Annotated in this window: 18 protein-coding genes; 8 read left to right on the top strand and 10 right to left on the bottom strand. The window is 43.5% G+C overall.

From position 1 onward, the window contains the following. The first annotated feature begins 4 nt into the window (after positions 1 to 4). Positions 5 to 1,159, top strand: a complete 1,155-nt coding sequence (locus M3P07_RS11005) for a serine hydrolase domain-containing protein (RefSeq protein WP_249969964.1) — start codon at positions 5 to 7, stop codon at positions 1,157 to 1,159. Here M3P07_RS11005 and M3P07_RS11010 read toward each other — a convergent pair. From M3P07_RS11010 to M3P07_RS11025, 4 genes are all read right to left on the bottom strand, one after another. Continuing rightward, positions 1,139 to 1,855 (bottom strand): Dph6-related ATP pyrophosphatase, encoded by a 717-nt coding sequence (locus tag M3P07_RS11010; protein WP_249969965.1) that lies wholly within the window; start codon positions 1,853 to 1,855, stop codon positions 1,139 to 1,141. The genes M3P07_RS11005 and M3P07_RS11010 overlap by 21 nt on opposite strands. Positions 1,856 to 1,876: 21 nt before the next feature. Further along, the gene (mfd, locus tag M3P07_RS11015) at positions 1,877 to 5,293 is read right to left on the bottom strand and encodes a transcription-repair coupling factor (protein ID WP_249969966.1); all 3,417 of its coding nucleotides are present in this window, start codon (positions 5,291 to 5,293) and stop codon (positions 1,877 to 1,879) included. Positions 5,294 to 5,416: 123 nt separating this feature from the next. Further along, complete coding sequence (gene pdeM / locus M3P07_RS11020) at positions 5,417 to 6,055, bottom strand: ligase-associated DNA damage response endonuclease PdeM (protein WP_319946573.1); 639 nt, start codon at positions 6,053 to 6,055, stop codon at positions 5,417 to 5,419. Positions 6,056 to 6,076: 21 nt separating this feature from the next. Continuing rightward, the gene (locus tag M3P07_RS11025) at positions 6,077 to 6,412 is read right to left on the bottom strand and encodes a winged helix-turn-helix transcriptional regulator (RefSeq protein ID WP_249969967.1); all 336 of its coding nucleotides are present in this window, start codon (positions 6,410 to 6,412) and stop codon (positions 6,077 to 6,079) included. A 100-nt stretch (positions 6,413 to 6,512) separates the two neighbouring features. Between M3P07_RS11025 and M3P07_RS11030 the strand changes: the two genes are divergently transcribed. Then, positions 6,513 to 7,115 carry a nitroreductase family protein gene (locus M3P07_RS11030; RefSeq protein WP_249969968.1) on the top strand — a complete coding sequence of 201 codons (603 nt, stop codon included), beginning with the start codon at positions 6,513 to 6,515 and terminating at the stop codon, positions 7,113 to 7,115. Between the two features lie 9 nt (positions 7,116 to 7,124). Continuing rightward, entirely contained in the window at positions 7,125 to 7,421 is a 297-nt protein-coding gene (locus M3P07_RS11035; protein ID WP_249969969.1) for a putative quinol monooxygenase, read from the top strand. Positions 7,422 to 7,429: 8 nt separating this feature from the next. Here M3P07_RS11035 and M3P07_RS11040 read toward each other — a convergent pair whose 3' ends face one another. Further along, positions 7,430 to 9,892, bottom strand: coding sequence for a ligase-associated DNA damage response DEXH box helicase (locus M3P07_RS11040; protein WP_249970288.1), 2,463 nt, complete (start codon positions 9,890 to 9,892; stop codon positions 7,430 to 7,432). A 108-nt stretch (positions 9,893 to 10,000) separates the two neighbouring features. Between M3P07_RS11040 and M3P07_RS11045 the strand changes: the two genes are divergently transcribed. Beyond that, positions 10,001 to 10,423: a tellurite resistance TerB family protein gene (locus M3P07_RS11045; protein WP_249969970.1), complete on the top strand. Its 423-nt coding sequence runs from the start codon at positions 10,001 to 10,003 to the stop codon at positions 10,421 to 10,423. A 1-nt stretch (position 10,424) separates the two neighbouring features. On the opposite strand, the gene fbp is transcribed toward M3P07_RS11045, so the two are convergent. Next, positions 10,425 to 11,429, bottom strand: a complete 1,005-nt coding sequence (gene fbp, locus M3P07_RS11050; RefSeq protein ID WP_249969971.1) for a class 1 fructose-bisphosphatase — start codon at positions 11,427 to 11,429, stop codon at positions 10,425 to 10,427. 113 nt (positions 11,430 to 11,542) lie between these two features. On the opposite strand from fbp, the gene M3P07_RS11055 reads away from it, so the two are divergent. From M3P07_RS11055 to M3P07_RS11070, 4 genes are all read left to right on the top strand, one after another. After that, on the top strand, positions 11,543 to 12,037 hold the full coding sequence (locus tag M3P07_RS11055; RefSeq protein ID WP_249969972.1) for a GNAT family N-acetyltransferase: 495 nt from the start codon (positions 11,543 to 11,545) through the stop codon (positions 12,035 to 12,037). A gap of 17 nt (positions 12,038 to 12,054) precedes the next feature. After that, on the top strand, positions 12,055 to 13,302 hold the full coding sequence (locus M3P07_RS11060; protein WP_249969973.1) for an aspartate kinase: 1,248 nt from the start codon (positions 12,055 to 12,057) through the stop codon (positions 13,300 to 13,302). Between the two features lie 76 nt (positions 13,303 to 13,378). Continuing rightward, the gene (locus M3P07_RS11065) at positions 13,379 to 15,178 is read left to right on the top strand and encodes a GNAT family N-acyltransferase (protein ID WP_249969974.1); all 1,800 of its coding nucleotides are present in this window, start codon (positions 13,379 to 13,381) and stop codon (positions 15,176 to 15,178) included. Further along, positions 15,171 to 16,190, top strand: coding sequence for a carboxypeptidase-like regulatory domain-containing protein (locus tag M3P07_RS11070; protein WP_249969975.1), 1,020 nt, complete (start codon positions 15,171 to 15,173; stop codon positions 16,188 to 16,190). The genes M3P07_RS11065 and M3P07_RS11070 overlap by 8 nt, the downstream gene beginning before the upstream one ends. A 36-nt stretch (positions 16,191 to 16,226) precedes the next feature. On the opposite strand, the gene M3P07_RS11075 is transcribed toward M3P07_RS11070, so the two are convergent. The 4 genes from M3P07_RS11075 to M3P07_RS11090 form a co-directional block, all read right to left on the bottom strand. Next, positions 16,227 to 16,649: an arsenate reductase ArsC gene (locus tag M3P07_RS11075; protein ID WP_249969976.1), complete on the bottom strand. Its 423-nt coding sequence runs from the start codon at positions 16,647 to 16,649 to the stop codon at positions 16,227 to 16,229. Positions 16,650 to 16,749: 100 nt separating this feature from the next. After that, the gene (locus M3P07_RS11080; protein WP_249969977.1) at positions 16,750 to 17,241 is read right to left on the bottom strand and encodes a GNAT family N-acetyltransferase; all 492 of its coding nucleotides are present in this window, start codon (positions 17,239 to 17,241) and stop codon (positions 16,750 to 16,752) included. Between the two features lie 12 nt (positions 17,242 to 17,253). Next, positions 17,254 to 17,751: a DUF6428 family protein gene (locus M3P07_RS11085; RefSeq protein ID WP_249969978.1), complete on the bottom strand. Its 498-nt coding sequence runs from the start codon at positions 17,749 to 17,751 to the stop codon at positions 17,254 to 17,256. Next, the gene (locus M3P07_RS11090) at positions 17,748 to 18,077 is read right to left on the bottom strand and encodes an ArsR/SmtB family transcription factor (protein WP_249969979.1); all 330 of its coding nucleotides are present in this window, start codon (positions 18,075 to 18,077) and stop codon (positions 17,748 to 17,750) included. The genes M3P07_RS11085 and M3P07_RS11090 overlap by 4 nt, the downstream gene beginning before the upstream one ends. Positions 18,078 to 18,157 lie beyond the last annotated feature (80 nt).

Consider the following 18,157-nt stretch of genomic DNA (forward strand, 5'->3'; position numbering starts at 1 on the left):
GAAAATGAAAAGAACATTTATACTGTTTGCTGTTTTACTTATTTCATCAACTTACCAATCCATAGGCCAGGAAATATTCTTCCCGGAGCGGAACGAAACATGGAAAAAAGCTGAGGCGAATCAATTTAAATTTGATCAAGAAAAATTGGAGACTGCGGTGAACTTTGCCAAGGACAACGAATATTCCGGTTCTAGGGATTTACGTCAGGCTATATTAAAAGGATTTCAGCGGGAGCCTTTTCATGAGATTTTGGGACCAACCAAAAAGAGGGGAGGACCTGCGGGAATGATCATTCAGAACGGCTACCTGCTTGCTTCTTGGGGAGACACCCGAAGGGTGGACATGACCTTTAGTGTAACCAAGAGTTTTCTCTCTACCACAGCAGGATTGGCCTGGGACCAAGCCTTGATTTCAAATGTTCAGGACAAGGTGGGTACCTATGTTTGGGACGGAACCTTTGACGGTGAACACAACAGTAAGGTGAATTGGGAACATTTGCTGCAACAAAATTCAGATTGGTCGGGGGAATTGTGGGGATTAAACGATTGGGCGGACAGACCACCAAGAGAAGGGGGATTGGACGATTGGAGGTTTAGAAAACTAAATGAGCCCGGTACCGTAATGGAGTACAACGATGTTAGGGTAAATGTACTGGCCTATGCGCTTACCCAGGTTTGGCGCCAACCGCTGCCCATGGTACTCAAAGAAAATTTAATGGACAAAATTGGGGCCTCCACTACGTGGAGATGGCACGGTTATGATCACGCTTGGACCGTTATCGATGGGATGAAAATGAAATCTGTAACCGGCGGTGGACATTCCGGGGCAGGGATATTTATCAGTGCTGAGGATATGGCCAGGTTCGGGTTGGTGTTCTTGAACAATGGGAAATGGATGAATCAACAACTGATCAGTAAGGAATGGATTGCCAAGGCCACAACACCTTCAACGCCCAATGTAAACTATGGGTATATGTGGTGGCTCAACCAAAAGGGCAATCGACATTGGGAAGGGGTACCGGAACATATTTTTTATGCCGCTGGCTTTGGAGGTAATTATATAGTTGTGGACCAGAAAAATGGACTGCTCATTGTTACCCGCTGGTTGGAGCCGAGCAAAATGGGCGATTTTGTAAAATTAGTCTATGATGCGTTTTAATTGCACATCCAAGAACCCAAACTGGATATTACCCGAGGCACTTGAAGGGTCATCGTAGGTTTTAAAAACTTTTTTTCCTGTCACAATAGGTATGGGATGATCAAAAATTGGGCCATTATGGCAAAAGGTGTGGAATTCACCATTTTCCCCACATGGATCCACATCCGATGGAAATTCCTTGAGCAATTCCGGGGAAAGTTCAGCACCTAAAAAAGCCTCGTCCAATTTCGAATTGTTGATACAGATGATCTTCGACTTGAAACCAAGATTTAAAAACTCTAAAAACAGTTCCTTGGTATCTTTCTTCCAAATAGGAAACACGGTTTTAATACCTTGGGTGGCCAACATTTTTTCTCGATACGCCTTTAAATCTTCCAGAAAGATGTCCCCAAAAGCTGCATGGGTATGCCCCTTGGATACCATTTGTTGCATTTTGGTGGCCATGAGTTCGTTGTAGGTTTCCATGGATGGCTTTTCCGGAACCTCTACAATTTCCAAAGGAATCCCGATGGATTTGGTTTGTGCTTCCAGCACTTCCCTTCGAAGTCCGTGCATGGAGACTCTATTGTAGTGGGCATTGACCGTTGTCAATAAGGTATCGATTTGGAATTGCTTTCCTTGTTGCAAATGGTATAGCGCCAGGGCGGAGTCCTTTCCGGAACTCCAGTTAAAAAAGGTCTTAGCTTTTTGTGACATGTTAGACCAAAGGTGGGAAATCTAATTTAGAATTGCTTCGTTTTGAAAAGGCTGCAATGCCTCCAAGGCCTTTTCTACAGAATTAATCCCATCAAAAACCAGCAATAAACGAAGTCCATTGCGGGTCTGCTTTTCTTTAAGCTGACAAGCCCTGGGATTGTTCTGCACATATTGGAGCACCTGGGTAAAAGCGGCACTTTGGTAAAAATCGGATTGTTGGTCGGACAGAAAATAGCCCAAGAACTTTGCTTTTTTCAAAACCACCTTTTCCAAACCGATTTTGTTGGCAATCCACTTAATACGAACAGAGTTTAAAAGATCAACAGCTTGCGTGGGGAGTTCCCCAAACCGGTCAATTAATTCGGCCTCATATTTTTGCAGACCTTCCTCATCCTGAACTTCGTTCAGTTGGGTGTACAAATTGAGACGTTCGGTTATATTGTTGATGTAATCGTCGGGGTAGAGCAATTCAAAATCGGTATCGAGTTGGGTTTCTTTTACGAAGGTTTTGGGTTTGTCGCCCTCCACTTCCTCATAAAGCTCCTTAAACTCGTTTTCCTTGAGTTCCTCTATAGCCTCCGTTAGTATTTTTTGATAGGTTTCAAAACCAATTTCGTTGATGAACCCGCTTTGCTCTCCACCCAATAAGTCCCCGGCTCCCCGAATCTCCAAATCCTTCATGGCAATGTTAAAACCGCTTCCCAACTCGGTGAACTGTTCCAAAGCTTCAATCCGTTTTCTGGCATCGGGAGTCATCACTTCATAGGGTGGGGTAATGAAAAAGCAGAAGGCTTTTTTGTTGCTTCGTCCAACACGCCCTCTCATTTGGTGTAGGTCGCTCAAACCAAAATTGTTGGCATTGTGGATAAAAATAGTGTTGGCGTTGGTCACATCCAGGCCACTTTCCACAATGGTGGTGGAGACGAGCACATCGAACTCCCCGTTCATAAAGGCCATCATCAGTTGCTCCAGTTTTTTACCCTCCATTTGTCCGTGGCCAATACCAATCTTGGCGTCTGGGACCAAACGCTGGATCATCCCAGCTACCTCCTTGATGTTTTCAATTCGGTTATGGATAAAAAACACCTGTCCCCCACGTTGGATTTCATAGGAAACCGCATCACGGATAATCTCCTCATTGAATTGGATGACTCTACTCTCGATGGGGTAGCGATTGGGCGGAGGTGTGTTGATTACCGAAAGATCACGGGCAGCCATCAAACTGAACTGCAAGGTTCGGGGAATGGGCGTGGCCGTAAGGGTAAGGACGTCCACATTTTCCTTTATGGATTTAAGCTTGTCCTTTACGGCAACCCCAAATTTTTGTTCTTCATCCACAATGAGCAATCCTAAATCCTTGAACTGTACATTTTTGTTCACCAGTTGATGGGTGCCAATGATGATGTCAATTTTGCCTTGTTCCAAACGTTCGAGGATTTCCCGTTTCTCCTTGGCCGTTCTAAAACGGTTGAGATAGTCCACGGTCACAGGTAATTCCCCAAGTCGTTTCTTAAAGGTATTGTTGTGCTGGAAAGCCAGAATTGTTGTCGGTACCAGTATCGCCACTTGCTTGCCGTTGTCCACCGCCTTAAAGGCCGCTCTTATGGCCACTTCCGTTTTCCCAAAACCAACATCCCCACAAATCAATCGGTCCATGGGGCGTTCGCTTTCCATATCCCTTTTTACATCTTGGGTGGATTTTTCTTGGTCTGGGGTGTCCTCGTAAATAAACGAAGCCTCCAGTTCATGCTGCAAATAACTGTCGGGGGCATATTGAAACCCTTTTTCCAGACGACGTTTTGCGTATACCTTGATTAGGTCGAAAGCGATTTTCTTGACCCTGCTTTTGGTCTTTTGTTTTAATTTTTTCCAGGCAGCCGAGCCCAGTTTATAGATTTTCGGTGGAGCGCCATCCTTGCCATTGAACTTGGAGATTTTGTGCAGGGAATGGATACTTACGTATAGGATATCGCGATCACCGTAGACCAGTTTTATGGCTTCCTGTTTTTTGCCCTCAACATCAATTTTTTGCAACCCACCAAACTTGCCGATACCATGGTCTATATGGGTGACATAATCCCCAATTTCGAGTTTGTTGAGTTCCTTAAGGGTAATCGCCTGCTTTTTAGCATACCCATTTTTCAGCTGGAATTTGTGATAGCGCTCGAAAATCTGATGGTCGGTATAGCAGGCTAGTTTCAGGTCATGGTCTATAAAACCTTGGTAAAGTGGAAAAACGATGGTCTTGTAATGAACCTCTTCCTCAATATCTTGAAAAATATCGTGAAACCGTTTTGCCTGCTGTTCCGTGGAACAAAATATATAATTGGTGTAGCCCGCTTGATGATTCTCGTTGAGGTTCTCAATAAGCAGGTCAAATTTTTTGTTGAATGTGGGTTGTGGTTTTGTATTGAATTGAATAAAGTCACTTCGACTTCGCTCAGTAACCGTGTTTTTGAAATTTTGGTTGCTGAGCGGAGTCGAAGCACTAAATTCCACCATTTTAAAATCTTCCAACTGGGAATTCAACAAAGTTGAGGTAACAAAGAGTTCTTCCGGTTTGGCATGTTTGATTTCTTCACTGAGTTCCTTAAAGCTCTCCTCGGCCTTTTCAAAAAAGGAATCCAATCGGGCATAGACCAAATCCAGGTTTTTGGAAAAGATGACAGTTTTGGGGGAGATGTATCTTAAAAAACTCTCCCTTGTCTCCTGCAAAAACTTGTTCTCCACATTGGGAATAATGGTGATGCGTTTCACCTTGTCCGTGGAAAGCTGGGTTTCTACATCAAAGGTTCGGATGCTATCCACTTCGTCCCCAAAAAACTCGATACGATAAGGTTCGTCGTTTGAAAAAGAGAACACATCCACAATCCCACCGCGTACTGAAAATTCACCGGGTTCTGTTACAAAATCTACTCGTTGGAATTGATATTCAAACAATACCTCGTTCAAAAAGTCTAGGGACAGGGTGTCTTCCAGCTTTATTTTTAAGGTGTTTTTGTCCAGCTCTTTTCGGGTGACCACCTTTTCAAAAAGTGCATCGGGATAGGTGACAATCACCGCTGGTTTTTTGCGAGAATTGATGCGATTGAGTACTTCCGCGCGTAGCAATACGTTCGCATTATCCGTTTCCTCAATTTGGTATGGCCTTCGATAACTGCCCGGATAGAACAGCACATTTTTTTCGCCAATCAATTGCTCCAGGTCATTGAGATAGTATGCGGCCTCCTCCTTGTCGTTCAGCAATATGAGAAATGGAACCTCCGCTTCTTGGAAGGTAGAGGAAATTACGAAGGAAAGGGCGGAGCCTGTTAGGCCTTTTACACCAAGTTTTGTGTTGTCACCTTGAGCGGAATCGAGAGGTTGGGCAATAGTATCCCGCAGTTTCCCGAGCTGGGGAGACTGTTCAAAGAGTTGGGAAATGGACGATTTGGTCAATCCAACAAATTTGCTGCAAATATATGGGGACGGAAGGTGGTGGACAACCGTTCCATCCGATTTCTCGTTTTTTACCCGTTGGGATTAAAAAAACTGGTCATTTCGTGCCGAGTTGTAGAATTTCTAAATCTGCACTACCTCATCCTCCACAATAACGTAGATCTCATCCCCTTTTTTGGGTTTTAGGGTATAGGTACCAGTGAATTCGCCAAAAGCTGGAAAAATAAGTTGGTTCTTGGTTTTAAAAAAGCAAGCCAATCGCAGGGTCTGTCTTCCCTCTCCCCTTAACTTGATAGCTGGGTGGATATGACCACAAAGGTTGAAGTAGTTTTCACGCTGCTCCGGATGGTGTGTCAACAGAAAATTCTCCAGAATCAGTTCTTGAAAAATAGGAACCCCAATGTCTTCAAATTTGTGTGGGGAAATGATATCATGGTTGCCGGACACTAAAACAATCTCAGCTGGGGTCTTGGCCACCCAGTTTTCAAAGAGATTCCATTCCTTGTTCAAGGTAGAATGGAATAGATCACCCAAAAAACAAATCTGGAAAGGACTAAATTCCGATACGATTTGGTCCAAAAGCACATAGTTTTTATGGATGGCCTTTCGGGGAACCGCGGCACCGAATTTTCTAAAATGGGCCACCTTTCCCAAGTGCACATCGCTGATCAACAGCATGGATTTTTCCTCCCAAAACATGCCACCCAAGGGATGAAGCATAAAGGTTTGATCTTGGATTTTTATGGAAATATTCTTCACAATTATTAAAGATACATCCTTAAATCAGTCGGCATGGTTTTCAACCACAAAATCGCCCCATTCCGCAATCGATCGTAACAAGGGGGTAAGCGTTGTGCCAAATTCGGTTAATGAATAGACTACTTTTAGTGGGGGTTTGGTGGTGTGGACTTTTCGTTTGATCACTCCATCCTCTTCCAGACTTTTTAGCTGAAGGCTTAAGGTTCGTTCCGTGACCCCATTGATTTTTTTCAGGAGTTCGTTATAGCGCAGAGAGCCTTCCAATAAATAAAATAGGATTACGGATTTCCATTTGCCCCCAATAATGCCCATGGTGACACTGGTACAGCACGGGTATGTTTTTCCTTTTACCGTATACATGGATCTAAAATTTATATTTGATACTATCCTTTTTGACCGTTATTGTTTGATTAATCAACTATAGTTAGTTTTGTTACTATAATAAATATAGTATAAAAATATGAGTTTTGTAACTGCAATGCAAGAGCGCTATACCACTAAAAAGTTTGACGCTACGCGAACCATTGATCCTGAAATGATTGAGGAGCTGAAAGAGATTGTACGATTAAGCCCTTCTTCCATTAATAGTCAGCCTTGGAAGTTTACTTTTGTAAGGGATACGGCCACCAAGGCGAACTTGGCAAAGGCGTCTTTTTTTAATGAACAGAAAGTACTGGACTGCGACACTTTGGTAGTTTTTAGTAGAATCGACTCGGTTCCAATGTTTGAAAAACAGATTGAAGCCACCTTACCCGATCGGGCTTTGGCCTATTACGATCAATTTTTGAAGTCTTTTCCCGAAGAGCAACTCAAAGCATGGTTTGATAGCCAAACCTATTTAGCCCTTGGTGTATTTCTGGCAGCTTGTGCCAATATGGGAATTGATGCCACTCCGATGGAAGGTATAGAGCCGGAAAAATACAATCGCATATTGAATGCAGAGCACCACCATGCATTGGTTGGGGTGGCCATCGGATACCGGGACAAGGACGATTTTAACCAACCATCCAAAAATCCAAAATCCAGAAGAGCATTAACGGATGTAGTAACAACCATAAACTAAATTAAAAGCATGGCAAATCAGCAATTAACCATCGTAGCGCGAATCTTGGCCAAACCGGAAAAGCGGGAATTGGTCAAATCAGAATTAATAAAACTCATTGCGCCAACCAGGGAAGAAGAAGGGTGTGTCAATTATGACCTGCACCAAGACAATGAAAACGAAAACTTGTTTTTGTTCTTCGAAAATTGGACCACTAGGGAGCTATGGCAAAAGCACATGGAAAACCCACACATAGCAGCCTATATGGAGGCCACGGAAGGCGCAGTTGCAGATTTCTCGCTGCACGAGATGACACGGATTGGGTAAGCATCGTACTACCGGGTTAAAATTCTGGTCATCCGTTTAATACGGTCGGCCAGTTTTTCATTGGATAATTTTTCCCGTAGCCTATCCGTAATAATGGGGAATGAAAACGGGGTTGGATTTTCACATTGTTTCCAAACCATTTCCTGTTCGGCGATTCTTTCCAGAGCTAAGCGCAATCGACCTTCCTCCAATTGATGCTCGTAGGTTTCGGTGTAGGCTTGTTGATACAATAGGTTGTCGTCCTCAAAATCCTTGAAGACATCGAACAACAATTGGGAGCTGCTTTGCAGGTGTTTCATTTTTACGCCTTTCTCCGGGTAGCCGGTGAACACCATCCCACTGATTACGGCTATATCCCTGAATTTACGTCTGGCCATCTCGTTGGAGTTTAAACTTTTTTGCAGATCGGATAGCATATATTCGGAAGTAAACAAGTTGTTGTCCAATACGGCTTGGATGTCAATGGGTTTGTCCGAAAGCAATTCAAAACCATAATCGTTAAAAGCAAGGGAACAGGTAATCGGACTTAGCAAGCTTATCCTGTAGGCCAACAAACTACTCATACCTTCATGGATGGCCCTACCCTCAAACGGATAGAAGATATGGTGGTATCCATCGTTCGTCTTGAAGGTCTCAATTAAAAACTGATGGGGTTGTGGCACAATACTCTCTTCCCGTTGTTTGGCAAACATCTGGGCCAAAGATTGGATTTCTATCGCCTGATCTTTGAGCGGAAGCTCCGCAGTGTACAATTCTTGTCGGAGTAACTCGGACATCTTTGCCGAAAAACTCAGGCGACCCCCCATCCAGGATGGGATTTTGTTGCTCCGTTTGGAGGAGTTTCTCACTTGGGCCGTCATTCCTTTAATTCGGATAAACTCCAGATTCCTTCCTGCAAAAGTGAAGACGTCCCCAGGACTCATTTTAGAAATAAAAGATTCCTCTATGGTTCCTATATAACCACCCTTTTGGTAGCGAACAGAGAGACTGGCATCACCTACAATGGTCCCAATCTGGAATCGATGTCGCCGGGCAATTGCCAGATTGTTCACCTTGAACTTTCCATCAGTTTCCACCTCCACTTTTTTGTATTCGTCATAACTTTTTAGGCTCTGACTTCCCATCACCAAAAAATTCAATAGCCATTGCCAAGTTTCTTCCGTGAGGGTTTGGTAGCAAAAGGTTTGCTTGACCTCTTGATAAATCTCATCAGGATAAAACCCTTCCGATACCGCCAAGGTAGTCAGGTATTGTATTAAAACATCATAACTGTTCAAATAAGGAATCCGGTCCTCAACTGCAGCGTTTAAAACAGCCTTTTGCATGGCAGAAGCTTCGATAAGTTCGATGGCATGGGTGGGTAAAAAGTAGATTACACTTTCCTTGCCCGGACGATGGCCACTGCGGCCCGCGCGTTGAAGGAATCGCGCAACACCTTTGGGACCTCCAATTTGCACTACAGTTTCCACAGGTGCAAAATCCACGCCCAAATCCAAGCTAGAGGTGCAGACGACGGCCTTCAGACTTTCATTTCGGATAGCCTGTTCCACCCAAAGTCGGGTGTCCTTGTTGATACTTCCGTGGTGCATGGCAATTTCCCCGGCATACTCCGGATGTTTTTCCAGGATTTTCTGAAACCAAATTTCACATTGTCCCCGGGTGTTGGTGAACAACAGGGTAGTTTTGCTGCTGTTGATGATGGGAACTACATTTTCTAAAAGATGCAGTCCTAGGTGTCCCCGCCAAGGAAAAGTCTCCATCTTTTCCGGAATAATACTCTTTACTGTGATCTTTTTATTAAGGTTGGCCTTTATCAAAATCGAATTATCCAATTCCTTGGAGGTGGGCCCCAACAAAACTTCCCTAGCCTGTTCCAGATTTCCAATGGTGGCCGATATACCCCATATCCGCAGGTCTGAAGCGATGGTTTTTAACCTGGAAAGCCCCAATTCCATTTGAACCCCTCTTTTGGACCCCAGTAGCTCGTGCCATTCATCCACCACCACAGCAGAGCAGTTCTTAAAGACTTTATCATATCCTTTGGAAGACAGTAAAAGCTGGAGGCTTTCAGGGGTGGTGATCAGTAGGTCGGGCATACTTTTTTTCTGCCTCGCACGTTCGGCAGTGGTGGTGTCCCCAGTTCTAATTCCTACGGTCATCTGGGTCTCCAAATCTTGGGTGATACGCTCCGCGGATTGTTTTATTTCTTGTGAAAGCGCTCGTAGCGGGGTTATCCAAATAGCTTTCAGTCCTTTTTTGTGTTTGGTTTTATAATCCTGGTTTTTTCGGATGTAATCCAAAACAATTGGAAACCAAAGTGCATAGGTTTTTCCACTTCCAGTTGGGGCATTCAACAGCCCGTGCTTTCCATTCAAAAAAGCCTCCCAAGACTGTTTTTGAAAGGCAAATGGCTTCCATCCTTGTTGTTGGAACCAATCTTGGGCTATATGGAAAAGTTCGGAATTTTTCAGCGGGTATTGTTATGAAATTCACTAGCAGAAAGAAAATTACAATTTCTTTTGGGGATAATTTTACCGTCCTTGGTTTAAGATTTATATTTGCCGAACAAATTTTAGTTTATGCCCATTTTAGACCTTTACGAACACGGAGAACAACGAAGAAATTTGGCCCATTTCGCCACCTTGGCCAGTTTGGCCGCCGTTGATGGTGAGATCAACGAACAGGAAAAGGCCGTTTTGGACAAATTTGCGTTCCGATTGAACATCACAGACGCCGAATACAAGGAAGTGATGAAAAAGGAGAACAGATATCCAATTGAAACTCCCCACAGTTCGGAAAGAAGGTTGAAGCGACTTTTCGACTTTTTTGAATTGGCCCTTGCCGACCAAAAAATCGATGAAGCACAAAAGGCACTTATTGTAAAGTATGCCGTAGGTTTAGGGTATTCTCCTGAGAAGGCTGAGGCTTTGATAGACAAATCCGTTGCCATCTTTACTGGAAAGATAGGTTTTGAGGATTACATGTTTCTTATGGAGAAATAGGCTAGGAATCTGACATAAATTCTTCGGCCCTTTCCACCATCTTTTTACTTCCGCAGAAAAATGGAACCCTTTCGTGTAGTTCGGTGGGTTGTATTTCCATAATTCTTTTGAAGCCGTCACTCGCCTTTCCATTGGCCTGTTCGGCAAGGAATGCCATAGGGTTGCATTCATACAGCAGACGGAGTTTTCCTTTTTGTGCCTTGCTGCTTTTGGGATATAGGTAAATTCCCCCCTTGATCATATTTCGATGGAAATCGGACACCAACGAACCTATATATCGGCTGGTGTAGGGTCTGTCGCCCTCCTCTTTTTGGCAATATTTAATATAATCCTTGACTCCCTGCGGGAAATGGATATAGTTCCCTTCATTTACCGAGTAGATTTTTCCGGTTTCTGGGAACTGCATATTGGGGTGGGAAAGATAGAAAGTTCCAATTGCGGGGTTTAGGGTAAACCCATTAACCCCATGTCCTGTGGTATAGACCAACATGGTGGAGGTCCCATAAATAATATAACCTGCGGCCACCTGGTTTTTTCCTGGTTGCAGAAAATCTTCCAAGGTCACCGGAGTGCCAACTGGAGTAACCCTACGATAGACCGAAAATATGGTTCCTACGGAAACGTTCACGTCAATATTGGAAGATCCATCCAGAGGGTCGATGAGCACCACATATTTATTCTGATGGTTTTCGTCTTGGCTGTTGATGCTGATGAAATCGTCTTCTTCCTCTGAGGCAATGCCGCATACAATCTCCCTGTTCTTTAGGGTTTGGATGAATTTTTCATTGGCAAGCACGTCCAACTTCTGTTGGTTTTCCCCTTGAATGTTGGTATCGCCTGCGGTTCCCAAAATATCGACCAAACCGGCCTTGTTTACCTCGTGGTTCACTACTTTGGCGGCCAATCGTATGGCGTTGATCAATTTGGAGAGCTCCCCGGTGGAGTACCTGAATTCGGTCTGGTTTTCTATAATAAATTCACCAAGGGTTTTGTGCTTACTGAACATAAATACAGGGCTGTTTTATTTGAGGGCAAATATCGTGCATTTTGTGAAACTACAACGTTTTCGCTACCATAAAGATTTAGAAATTTATAACTTTGAGTTTTATTTATAACAATATGGAATTTTCAATTCGAGATGCCCGCCAAGAAGACATGGGTCAGGTCTTGCGACTTATCCAGGAGTTGGCATTGTTTGAAAAAGAACCTGAACAGGTAGAGGTGACCGAGGAAGATTTGGTAAGGGATGGTTTTGGGCCCAAAAAAATGTTCCATTGTTTCGTTGCAGAACAAGCGGACAAGGTTGTTGGCATTGCCCTTATTTATCCTAGATATTCAACGTGGAAGGGCCCCATTGTGCACTTGGAGGATTTGATCGTTTCCAAGGAAATGCGTGGTAGTGGACTGGGAACGGCCCTTTTGGACGAGGTGGTAAAATACGGACACCGCTTGGGCGTAAGAAGAATTTCATGGGAAGTTTTGGATTGGAACGATCCCGCCATCGATTTTTATGAGAAAAAAGGTGCTGATGTAAAAAGGGATTGGGATGTGGTCCATCTGAATGAAACTGGAATTAGAACATACATAGAAAACTTGGAAGAATCTTCCATATAATCATAGTAACGAAATAAATGAGAGTATTTAAGTTTGGTGGCGCATCCGTCAAAGATGCCGATGCGGTAAAAAACGTAGTCAAAGTTCTTAAAGAAGTAGGTCATGAAGATACCTTGGTGGTAATTTCGGCCATGGGCAAAACCACCAATGCCATGGAAAAAGTGGTTGCCGCGTATTTCAAGGACAAAAAACAAGTGACCCCCTATATCCAAGAAGTTTGGGAATACCATGAGGCAATTCTTTCCGAATTATTCGAAAACACGAACCATCCTGTTTACGATAAGGTCAAAACCCTTTTTGAAGAGGTCAAGGGCTTTCTTGCTTGGAACAAATCCCCCAAAAATGCCTTTGTATATGATCAAGTGGTAGGCTATGGGGAATTGGTCTCCACCACCATAATCAGCGAGTATTTGAAGGAGGTGGGACTATCCAATGTGTGGCAGGATGTCCGCAACTTGATCAAAACGAATAACAATTACAGGGATGCTATAGTCAATTGGGAACGTACCCAAGAGCAGGTGGCCAAATTGGACACCTCCAAACTCTATATTACCCAAGGTTTTTTGGGGAGCGACGACAATAACTTTACCACCACCTTGGGAAGAGAGGGTTCCGATTATACGGCGGCCATCTTGGCTTATTGCCTTAACGCGGATTCCGTTACCATATGGAAAGATGTGCCAGGCGTGCTGAATGCTGACCCGCGAAACTTTTCCGAGACGCAGTTATTGGATGAGATTTCATATCGTGAAGCCATTGAGTTGGCATTTTATGGGGCATCAGTGATCCACCCCAAAACACTTCAACCTTTACAGCGCAAGGAAATCCCCTTGCACGTCAAATCCTTTGTAAAACCAAAGGACAATGGGACCACAGTCGGAAAAGGTATTGGGATTTCCCCTAAAGTTCCTTGTTTTATAGTTAAGAAAAACCAGGTGTTGATCAAACTTTCCTCCTTGGACTTCTCCTTCATTGTGGAGAACAACATCAGCGATATTTTCAAACTGTTGCACGACCATAGAATGAAGGTTGACTTGATCCAGAATTCCGCCATTAGTTTTTCGGTCTGTTTGGATAACAAGTTCAATGGGTTGCAAGCTATGTTGGATGAACTAAAAAGAAAGTTCAATGTAGTCTGTCATGAAGATGTTTCCCTTTATACCATCCGTCATTTTGATGATAAAGCTGTGAAGTCCTTGGAAAACGGACGTTCAGTTCTGGTGGAACAGCGTGGAAAAGAGACAGTTCAGCTTGTGGTAAAATAATACCACTTCGTATTCAGGGTAGGCCCAATCCGATAACGGTATTTTTCTATCTTTACGATTACCTAATATTTAATTTATGGGGCTCGTTTCTGCGAAAGAGGTTGCCAAGGTCATAAATCTTGAAAAGTATGGCTTTTTAGGAACCTTTGTGGGATGGTTACTTATGGTAGCCACCAAGATAACCACCATAAACCGTTTCTATAATAGGAACAAATCCCTGCCGGGACCTGAGTTTTTGGATGCCATCCTAGATCACTACGAAATAGATTTTGAGATTCCGGAAGAGGACCTTAAACGCTTGCCCAAAACAGGTCCTTATATCACCATAAGCAATCACCCCCTTGGGGGAATCGATGGTGTGCTCCTGTTGAAATTGATGTTACAACAGCGGGAGGATTTTAAGATTATTGCCAATTTTTTATTGCACCGGATAGAGCCGTTAAAGCCCTTTATCATGCCCGTGAATCCTTTTGAAAATCACAAGGATGCCAAAAGTAGTATCATGGGTTTTAAAAATGCACTTTTACATCTTAAGGAAGGTCACCCCTTGGGCATCTTTCCGGCAGGGGAGGTATCTACCTACAAGGACGGAAAATTGGTTGTGGACAAACCTTGGGAGGAGGCTGCGCTCAAATTGATCCGAAAGGCCGAGGTGCCAGTGGTCCCCATTTATTTTCATGCGCGAAACAGCCGACTGTTTTACAAGCTCTCCAAGATCAATGATGTCTTCCGGACGGCTAAGTTACCTTCCGAGCTTACCTCCCAGAGTAGGCGCCCGATCAAGGTGAGAATTGGCCAACCCATTTCGGTCAAAGCACAGAATGAGGAATCTACCTTGGAATCCTTTACCGAACTGCTTCGGAAAAAGACCTACCTCCTGGCCAACGTATTTGAAAAGGAACGTCTAATTGATAAAGTCCCCACAACTCTTAAAATTCCCAAACCTCCAAAGAAAATTGCCACCCCGGTGGGTACGGAGGTCCTGCAGGGCGAGATTGACAAGCTAAGGGAGAAAGACTGTCGAATGCTGCAGAGCAAGAATTACGAGGTTTATCTGGCGCAACAGCAGGATATGCCCTTTATTCTGAATGAGATTGGCAGACAGCGCGAAATCACTTTCCGGGAAGTGGGCGAGGGGACCAACAATGCCATAGATCTGGACGGCTTTGATTCGTATTACCATCACCTTTTTCTGTGGGACGATGATGAGAAATGTATCGTTGGGGCCTACCGCATGGGATTGGGCAAAGAAATCTTCAAAAAATATGGGATTGATGGGTTTTACCTTCAGGATCTGTTCCGATTTGAGCCTGAGCTATATGGAATGATGGAAAAATCCATCGAAATGGGAAGAGCCTATATTGTAAAGGAATATCAGCAAAAACCTATGCCCCTGTTTTTACTTTGGAAAGGGATTGTACATACCACGCTTAGACATCCAGATCATAAATATTTGATAGGTGGGGTGAGTATAAGCAACCAATTCTCCAACTTTTCCAAATCCTTGATGATCGAATTTATGAAATCCAACTATTGGGATCCTTATGTGGCACAGTATGTTCGACCTAAAAAGGAATTTAAGGTGCAGTTGAAGGATGCCGATAAGGAGTTCGTTTTTGATGAAACCCAAGCCGATCTTAATAAGTTTGATAAATTGATCAGCGAAGTGGAGACAGGTAGCCTTAGACTTCCCGTTTTGATCAAGAAATACATCAAACAAAATGCGAAAGTGGTGGCCTTTAATGTGGATCCCCTCTTCAATAACTCCGTGGACGGCCTTATGTACATTAAAATTGCCGACCTACCGGAAAGTACGGTGAAACCGGTCATGGAAGAGTTTCAAGAGGAGTTGGAAAGAAAACTGGGTAATGGGTAGTCCTAAATCCGTTTTATTTGTTGTTCTCGGTTTATGGTTCTGCCATATCCATTCCCAAGAAATTTCAGGGTTTGTTTCGGATTCCAAAACCAAGGAACCCATTATGGGTGCGTCGGTATATTACGATGGTAGCTCCGTGGGCACCATAACCGATGCCGATGGGTTGTTTAAAATTACACAACTTGCCGGAAGCAGTGCAACGCTTGTTATACGGCACTTGGGTTACCAAACCAGGAGGTTGGATCAACCTTGGGAAACTGGGGTTCTACAGATTTCTTTGAAGGAGGAGGCCGAAAATTTGGATGAGATTATCGTTACCGCGGACCCGTTTACCCGCAAGCAGAAAATGAGGGTATTTCGGGTGGAATTTTTGGGGGATACTCCTGGGGGCAAAAATAGCAAGATCATCAACGAGCATGATATACGCTTGTTTTTTAATACCTACAACAATACGCTCTCCGCTTATAGCGACAAGCCCATAGTGATACAAAATGACTATTTGGGGTATCGCGTTTCATTCGATATCCAAGAATTTAAAATATACTTTAGGAGTACCAGTTTGGAGCGTATCAACAATATAATAAATACCCTCTACAACGGATCTACCCTGTTTTTTGATGTATCCCGGGGAAATCAGAAAATCCTAAGGCGGAGACATCGCGCTTATGAAGGTTCAAGAATGCACTTTATGAGGTCTTGCTGGCAGGGGAATTTAAAAAGTCAAAAATTCAAAATTGCAAAGAGATTTAGGGACATTTCGGCCTCTGAATTTTTTAGTGTGGAAGCTGATTCCCAAAAGGACTTAAAAAACATAAAGTTTTTGGGGGAGAGGTTTGTGATTTATCATAAACGGAAGGGATACTACCGATCTACCTTGCTAATTCAAAAGTCAGAGACCATTTTTTCCATAGATCGATATGGTCATTGTTCCCCATTTAAGGAATTGGTTTTTGGGGGTTATATGGCCGATTTTAGGATAGGGGATATGCTTCCTATAGACTATGGTTTATAGCCATAATGGGCCGTAAGCACTTTCCAGAAATTCGATTTAGTTCAGGAGTTCTTCTTTCACAAAATTGCTGCAAAACTCCTTGATTTCTTCCCGAGCTTTTAGGAATGCGGCATGTTTTACATCTTCTGTTCCCTGGACCTTTGAGGGATCAAAGAAATTATGATGGATGCGCTCAGCATTGGGAGCTGGGATAAAGGGACAGTTTTCCTTGGCGTGATCACAGACCGTGATGATATAGTCCCAGGCGATCTCCTCGTATTCATCTACGTGGTTGGAGGTATGATGGGTGATATCAATGCCATCTTCATTCATGATGGAAACAGCTCCTGGATTTAAACCGTGTGTTTCAATCCCCGCGCTATATACATTGGCAAGCGAGTCTTGAAAATAGTTAAGGTAACCATGAGCCATTTGGCTACGGCAAGAATTTCCGGTACAAAGGACCAATATGTTTTTCATTTTCTTGTTTTGTTCCCTCGAGCGCAGTCGAGAGATGGACAAATTTACGCTTGTTTTGCCAATGGCATTTCGACCGCGCTCGATATGGCATTGGCTTCAGTCAATCTTTTCCGATAGTTTTACTTCTTTTTTCGAACAGGAGATTGTCTTTCCAAACTCCGTTGCTCTTCCCTATTCGTTCCCGTTTACCAATATACCGAAACCCAACCTTTCGATGCAATTGGATACTGGGCTCGTTTTCCGGAAAAACCCCGGATTGGATAGTCCAAAAGCCGGCAGCTTCACTCTCGGCAATAAGTTTCTCTAGGAGTAGGCGGCCTACACCAGTACCTCTACTGTTCGAACCCACATATACGCTGACCTCGCCCACGCCACCATAAACACATCTGCTGGAAACAGGAGACAGCGCCGCCCATCCATGGATCTGCCCATCTTGCTCCGCAACCAGTCTGCATGCTTCCACGTGGGCATTATCCCAAGACTCGTAGCTTGGGATTTGCTGTTCAAATGTGGCCAAACCGGTAGCTATTCCTTCAAGATAAATCTGGGAAACTTGCTTCCAATCATTGGGTGTCATTTTGCGAATACGCATAGGAAAGACAAATTAACAGCAACCACTACCTGGGTCACAACCTGTAGATGTTTCAAGCACGGCGTTTTCTGTTTTTGCTTCGACACCACAGGTTTCCTTGGCCTTGCAATCGGTTTTTTCAACCGATAATTTTAGGGTCAATGTTCTTTGGTCCAGGGTGTAATCATCTATAAAGAGTTGGGCCGTATGGAACTCCTCATTGCTATATTCGATTTTGATTTCAGCATCTTGGACCATGGGTTTGATTCGGTCTACTTTGTTCAAGATGGACAATGCTTTGTAAACGGTCATGTATTCCCTTTTGTCCTTTTCCGCGGGACTTTCCCAGAGTTGCACAATAGTTTCCTTCCAGAAATCGGTACCTGCACCGCAATCCACGGAGTCCACAATAATGTTCTTGACTTCGGTGATGTGATAATTGGCACCGACCAATTTCCCAGGGGTATACTCAAACAACAAGCTTTTATCTTGATGTTGTTTTAACAATGAAATAAATTCTGATGTATTCATATCTGACAACAGTTTTGGTTAATATTTGAAAAAAACGCGTTGAAGGACTGTTGCAGTTCCTCCCAGCGTTCCTGATTTATACAATAACAAAGGTTTTTGCCCTCAAAGGTGCCCTTGAGGAGTCCAATTTTCTTGATTTCGTTAAGGTGTTGCGAAATGGTAGGTTGGGAGAGACCGATTACGTCCACCAAATCGTTGCAGATACAATTTTCCTGTCTGCTGATATATTCCAAAATGGCGATACGCGCAGGATGTGCCAAAACTTTGGCCGCTTGGGCCATTGAGTTTTGGCCAAGTGAAAAGATATGTGTTTTGGAAGCTCCCATCTATAAATTTGATTAGAGTTTAATATTTTATATTGCAATATTACGATAAAGATAATAAACAAAAAAGCTAGAGAACATTT

The organism is Flagellimonas myxillae, from assembly GCF_023502235.1.
In the GTDB taxonomy this organism is placed as follows: domain Bacteria; phylum Bacteroidota; class Bacteroidia; order Flavobacteriales; family Flavobacteriaceae; genus Flagellimonas; species Flagellimonas myxillae.

Excerpts from the sequence above, each read along its gene's own strand:
- M3P07_RS11060 (WP_249969973.1), top strand. The coding sequence starts at position 12,055 with ATGAGAGTATTTAAGTTTGGTGGCGCATCCGTCAAAGATGCCGATGCG.
- fbp (WP_249969971.1), bottom strand. The coding sequence starts at position 11,429 with ATGTTCAGTAAGCACAAAACCCTTGGTGAATTTATTATAGAAAACCAG.
- M3P07_RS11045 (WP_249969970.1), top strand. The coding sequence starts at position 10,001 with ATGCCCATTTTAGACCTTTACGAACACGGAGAACAACGAAGAAATTTG.
- M3P07_RS11065 (WP_249969974.1), top strand. The coding sequence starts at position 13,379 with ATGGGGCTCGTTTCTGCGAAAGAGGTTGCCAAGGTCATAAATCTTGAA.
- M3P07_RS11035 (WP_249969969.1), top strand. The coding sequence starts at position 7,125 with ATGGCAAATCAGCAATTAACCATCGTAGCGCGAATCTTGGCCAAACCG.
- M3P07_RS11025 (WP_249969967.1), bottom strand. The coding sequence starts at position 6,412 with ATGTATACGGTAAAAGGAAAAACATACCCGTGCTGTACCAGTGTCACC.
- M3P07_RS11055 (WP_249969972.1), top strand. The coding sequence starts at position 11,543 with ATGGAATTTTCAATTCGAGATGCCCGCCAAGAAGACATGGGTCAGGTC.
- M3P07_RS11090 (WP_249969979.1), bottom strand. The coding sequence starts at position 18,077 with ATGGGAGCTTCCAAAACACATATCTTTTCACTTGGCCAAAACTCAATG.
- M3P07_RS11005 (WP_249969964.1), top strand. The coding sequence starts at position 5 with ATGAAAAGAACATTTATACTGTTTGCTGTTTTACTTATTTCATCAACT.
- M3P07_RS11010 (WP_249969965.1), bottom strand. The coding sequence starts at position 1,855 with ATGTCACAAAAAGCTAAGACCTTTTTTAACTGGAGTTCCGGAAAGGAC.
- M3P07_RS11030 (WP_249969968.1), top strand. The coding sequence starts at position 6,513 with ATGAGTTTTGTAACTGCAATGCAAGAGCGCTATACCACTAAAAAGTTT.
- M3P07_RS11070 (WP_249969975.1), top strand. The coding sequence starts at position 15,171 with ATGGGTAGTCCTAAATCCGTTTTATTTGTTGTTCTCGGTTTATGGTTC.
- M3P07_RS11085 (WP_249969978.1), bottom strand. The coding sequence starts at position 17,751 with ATGAATACATCAGAATTTATTTCATTGTTAAAACAACATCAAGATAAA.
- M3P07_RS11080 (WP_249969977.1), bottom strand. The coding sequence starts at position 17,241 with ATGCGTATTCGCAAAATGACACCCAATGATTGGAAGCAAGTTTCCCAG.
- M3P07_RS11075 (WP_249969976.1), bottom strand. The coding sequence starts at position 16,649 with ATGAAAAACATATTGGTCCTTTGTACCGGAAATTCTTGCCGTAGCCAA.